Genomic DNA, 1,822 nt, shown 5'->3' with positions numbered 1-1,822 from the left:
GAACAGTTTGCTGAAAGATATAGATAATACTTTTCTTTAAAATAAAAAACTGAACTAGGTAATTTCCTAATTCAGTTTTTTTAACATGATTTCACCCATATAGAAATTTTCTACCAACAAAATTAAGCTTCCACTTTTTACAAGAAGGACATAAATATAATTCAATAACAACAATACTGTCCTCAACTAACTCTTCAAACTTATCAAACGGCATTGTATCAACCATTTTATATACATCCATACATTCACACCACATTCACACTTCGCACTTTCTATAGAACGAGAATTAAATACTTCTAAAGCATTATTACATAAGAAGTAAACCAATTCATGTGAAGGCTCTATTTCAGACGCTTCAGCTTCACGCCATACGTTTCTGGGAATCTCAGGTGATACACTTACTAGTCAATCCTCTATTATTTGACGCCAATCGAATAATAGAGTTCGTTTTTATTTAGTTTAAACAATTCTGTTTCTAAAGATATAAATACTAAGACTGTGTATTTTGTTGTAAAAATGCTTCTAAAATTCTTTTAACTGGCAGACTCGATTTTTTCAGTAGACTCTCTGCTTTATCCATTATTTGCTTGTTGGAAGCGATTATTTTTTTATATTCTTCATTGTTAAAAGAACGCAAAGAGTCTATTACATATTCAGCTAATTCATCATTCGCATTGAGTAAATCTAGTAATAAATTGAATCCATTCATCCCAGTATCTTCATCTATACAATATACTAATCTAATTTTATATTTATCATCTCTGTCCTTTAGATTTTGAAGCAATTTATCCCAATCATTTTCAGTAAATTCACTTATCAACTCTTGTACATACATAAATTCATCATCATAGAAGTAGTTATCTGAGCTATTTTCAGATAATACTGCATCTACTTTTTCATACATTTATGTTCCTCCTCTATTTGGTAAATCCACCTGGTAATGGTGCATTAATTTGACCTGTTGGATATCCACTAACCACATTATCACCTATTTTTATTACATCAATTTCTACGCCGTCAATAATTTCCCTATGAAAAGTTGCTCCATCTCTCCCTCTAATACCTAACGGGGAAGAGTTACCTATATCAGTTATACTATCTAAAATCTTTGTATCACTCCAACTATCTGGAAATATTGTACTATTTTTTATTTTAGCCAATTTCCCATCAGGGAATTGAGTCGTATATTTGATATCTTTCGTACCATTTGGATTGACCTTAAGCGTCTCTGTAGCATAATTAGGATGACTATTTTTAATATTTGATGAATGCCCTCCAATAATTTCATTTTTATTAGGATTTTTTCTCTGTCCCAAAAGAATTTTCTCTTCCATTTTGGATGAAATAATTGACTTAGTCCCGCTGGCTTTCCCAACAGGTACTTTTTTAGCTGTATTTGCAGCCTCAGTAGCTTTAGCAGTCATTTTAACTCCTTTTCCTACTTTAGCTATCTTTCCAAAGGGTGTAAGGCCGGCTACAGCCATGACACCTGCCCCAGCACGTTCCCACCCCGAAAGTTTTTCGCCAGTAGATGGATCAATACCATCCCAAACACGACGAACATCATACTCACCACTTATTTCACCCGCTATATCCCTAGCTAGTTTTTTACCATCAAAGCCATTCTCTTCAGAAGATGGTTTACCACACATTGCACCTTCTTCTAGTGTAACATCTTGATTATCTGCATTGCGAAACTTTTCAGCGATTCGCTTCAAATCTTCTTCTACCTGTACAAGTGAATTGATAGATGTAAAAGCTTTTGGTCTCGCATCATTGAACATTTGAATGAACTGTTGATTGGAGGCACCAATCCATTGAA

General features: G+C 33.6%; 3 protein-coding genes. All 3 read right to left on the bottom strand.

Annotated elements, in window-relative coordinates; translation table 11 throughout:
* Nucleotides 1–91: 91 nt before the first annotated feature.
* A complete protein-coding gene (locus tag KI369_RS12570) occupies nt 92–241 on the bottom strand; it encodes a hypothetical protein (RefSeq protein ID WP_212956163.1) in 150 nt (49 codons plus the stop codon).
* 249 nt (nt 242–490) lie between these two features.
* On the bottom strand, nt 491–904 hold the full coding sequence (locus tag KI369_RS12565) for a hypothetical protein (protein WP_000273070.1): 414 nt from the start codon (nt 902–904) through the stop codon (nt 491–493).
* 13 nt (nt 905–917) lie between these two features.
* The coding region (locus KI369_RS12560; protein WP_212956162.1) for an EndoU domain-containing protein at nt 918–1,822 on the bottom strand (905 nt) is incomplete at its 5' end.

Origin of the sequence: Bacillus sanguinis (genome assembly GCF_018332475.1) — a bacterium.
In the GTDB taxonomy this organism is placed as follows: Bacteria; Bacillota; Bacilli; order Bacillales; family Bacillaceae_G; genus Bacillus_A; species Bacillus_A sanguinis.
The sequence above is the reverse complement of the archived record's forward strand: the minus strand, read 5'-3'. Positions and strand labels throughout refer to the sequence as shown.

Excerpts from the sequence above, each read along its gene's own strand:
- KI369_RS12570 (WP_212956163.1), bottom strand. The coding sequence starts at position 241 with ATGGATGTATATAAAATGGTTGATACAATGCCGTTTGATAAGTTTGAA.
- KI369_RS12565 (WP_000273070.1), bottom strand. The coding sequence starts at position 904 with ATGTATGAAAAAGTAGATGCAGTATTATCTGAAAATAGCTCAGATAAC.